Genomic DNA, 2,998 nt, shown 5'->3' with positions numbered 1-2,998 from the left:
GACCCGGGAAGGCCTCGCGCACGACCGCGAGCAGCTGCGGTGGCGCGAGCGCTTCCTTGTCCTGCACCGCCACATGGCGACCACCCGGGTTGAGCGCATCGATCAGCTCCTCGCGGAACGACAGCACCGCGCCGCTGAGCCCGATCACGAGCAGCACGCTGCCCGCGGTGATGCCCAGCAGCCAGTGCAGCTGGAACCAGGCCTGGCGCCATGTCGGCATCGTCATTCAGCGCGCTCCCGCGGCCCAGTCCACGGCCGCGTCGAAGAGCGCGCGACCGGCCGGTGCCAGGTTGGTGAAGCCGTCGTTGCCGAGGAAGACCATCACGCGGCGCGCGGGCGCGAGCGACTCGTAGTCCATGGTGGCGCCCTTCTCGTAGCCGAAGATGGCCGCCTTCTCGGGCTGGCCGTAGAGGGTGGCGATGGTGGTGGCGCCGAGTCCGGGCCGGCCCCAGCTCATGCCGGCCTGCCGCTGGTAGACGTTGGCCACGCCGGCCGGCAGGCCCGCCCCCATCGGATGCGGCGCGTTGACCAGCCACAGGTAGCGTTCCTTCGCCGCCTCGCCGAAATCGACGTCGTGCCGCTTGCCGGTCATTGCGAGGTCGTCGAGCAGGTCGTTCTCCCAGGTCAGCAGCGGCACCGGCAACTGGCGCCAGCCCGGATGCACGTCCTTCGCGGCCACGGTCGAGGAGATCACGACCAGCTCGGCGCCCGCCGCCGCGCCGGGCTCCACCGCCTGGTCGAGCATGGCGACCGCGAAGCCGCGCGTGCCCAGGTGCTGCGCGACCTGCTCGTCGACCGCCGCGTTCGGGCTGCCGCGCTGCACCAGCAGCACGAGCTTGCGGCCGGGTGCCGCCCGTGCGCCGGCCGTGCCGGCCAGTCCCGCGGCAAGCGGTATGGCGAGCCGCAGCAGTGCGGACCGGCGATCGATGGAAGCAGCGTCCTGCATGCCTAGAACTCGAAGGTGGTGAGCAGCGACACCTGGCGCGCGTCGCCCATGGAGATGAAGTAGGTGTTCGCGGCCGAGGGGTAGTAGGTCTTGTCGAACAGGTTCTTCACGTTGAGCTGGAACTTGACCTTGCGCCCGTGGATGCGCGTGTCGTAGGTGGCGAAGGCATCGGCGGTGGTGTAGCCCGGCAGCACGAAGCTGTTGGCCGAGTCGCCGGGCCGCTTGCCCACGTAGTGCACGCCGCCGCCCACGCGCAGCCGGCCCTCGGCGCCGAAGACCTGGCCGAAGTCGTACACGGCCGACAGCGACGCGGTCTGGCGCGCCACGTTCCACAGGCGGTTGCCGGCGTACAGCGGGTCTTCCGTGGTCTTGGCGTCGATGTAGGCGTAGCTCGCGATCGCGCTCCAGTTCCTGCCGAGCTCGCCGGCCACGTCGAGCTCGAGGCCACGCGAACGTGCCGCGCCCGAGGTGCGCCAGTCGGTCAGCTTGGTCACGTCGTTGAACTGCGAGACCAGCACGTTCTTCTTGCGGATGTCGAACAGCGCCACGGTGCCGGTGAGGCCGCCGGCCAGGTCGAGCTTGGCGCCGAGCTCCCACGACTTGCCCTGCTCGGGCGCCACCGAGGCATCGACGATGTAGCCCGAGGACAGCGGCGCGATGGTAGAGGTGGGCTTGAGCGACTCGGTGTAGCTGCCGTAGAGCGACAGGCTGTCGCTCCACTTGTAGACCAGCCCCACGCGCGGCAGCACCTTGGAGCCGTCGGTGTCGGTGTTGGCCTTGAACGGACGGCCGCGGCCCGCGGTCTGCGACCAGGCCTGGTAGCGCAGTCCGGCCACCGCGATCCAGCGCTCATTGAGATGGATCGAATCCTGGAAGAAGACCGACTGGTTGTGCAACTTGTCGGTCTGGTCGCTGTCGCTGGCCGACACGGTGGCCGACGGGAACTCGAGGCCGTAGACCGGATTGAGGTAGCTGAAGCTGCGCGTGACGGCCTGGCGCAGCAGGTCGGCGCGGTAGATCTTGCGGTACTCGGCGTCCCAGCCGAACTGCAGGTCGTGGCGCATGCCGCCGAGCTCGACGCGGCCGTCGACATAGGCGGTGGCATAGCTGTCGGTGCTCAGCGCGCCGTGGGTGGCGTCGTTGCTGCGCGTGAGCGTGCCGCGCGTGGTGTTCACGCCGGTGATGCGCAGCTGGTTGGCATCGTAGGTCTCGCGGTTGTAGCTGAGGTTCAGGTGGCCGGCCCAGCCGCCGCCGAACTGGTGGTCGACCGAGAGTTGGGCCAGGTGGCTCTCGCCGCGCATCTCGTTCCAGGGCTCGTCCAGGCGCCGGGTCTTGGGCAGGTCCAGCGGGCTCCTGGTGCGCGGGTCGAGCGCGGTGCCGCGGTCGAAGGGCGTCACGAACTTGCGGTACTCGTACCAGAGCACGGCCTGCGTGTCCTCGCCATACCAGGCCAGCGAGGGCGCGACCAGCGTCTCGCGGTGGGTGCCGAAGTTGCGCCAGTAGTCCTCGTCCACGCGGTCGACGATCAGCCGGTAGGCCAGGCCGTTCTCGCCGATGGGGCCGGTGGTGTCGAGCGTCTGGCCGCTGCCGTTGCGCCCGCCCGCGTAGCCCGAGGCGCCCAGCGACAGCGCGGTGCGCTGGGTCAGTTGCGGCTTCTTGCTGACCACGTTGATCACGCCGCCCGGGTCCATCAGGCCGTAGAGCAGCGAGGACGGGCCCTTGAGCACCTCCACGCTCTCGGCCGCGGCGTTGAGGCCGCGGCCCTGCACCAGCGGCATGCCGTTGTGCATGATCGAGCCGTCGCGGTTGCCGCCGAAGCCGCGCTTCATCAGCGTGTCCTGCGTGCTGGCCAGGGTGTTGCCCTGGTTGATGCCGCTGACGTTGGCGAGCGCATCGTCGATGTTGCGCGGGCGCTGGTCGCGGATCACCTGCGCGGGCACCACGTTGACCACCTGCGGGATCTCGAGCACCGGCGCGGTGGTGCGCAGGGTCGAGGCATCGGGCGTGGGCTGGTAGCGGTCGTCGGCATCGCCGGGCACGGGTGCCGCGCGC

3 protein-coding genes are annotated in these 2,998 nt (G+C 70.1%); all 3 read right to left on the bottom strand.

The window, feature by feature from the left end:
• A partial coding sequence (locus tag AC27VN_RS37570; RefSeq protein ID WP_490879943.1) for a PepSY domain-containing protein occupies positions 1-226 on the bottom strand: 226 nt, incomplete at its 3' end.
• Positions 227-946 (bottom strand): hypothetical protein, encoded by a 720-nt coding sequence (locus tag AC27VN_RS37565; RefSeq protein ID WP_490879942.1) that lies wholly within the window; start codon positions 944-946, stop codon positions 227-229.
• Between the two features lie 2 nt (positions 947-948).
• On the bottom strand, positions 949-2,998 hold a 2,050-nt coding region (locus AC27VN_RS37560; RefSeq protein ID WP_490879941.1), incomplete at its 5' end, for a TonB-dependent siderophore receptor.

Source organism: Variovorax sp. 20P10.2.4, assembly GCF_058244205.1.
Note: the sequence above shows the minus strand (reverse complement) of the source record. Positions and strands in the feature narration are given on the sequence as shown.

Excerpts from the sequence above, each read along its gene's own strand:
- AC27VN_RS37565 (WP_490879942.1), bottom strand. The coding sequence starts at position 946 with ATGCAGGACGCTGCTTCCATCGATCGCCGGTCCGCACTGCTGCGGCTC.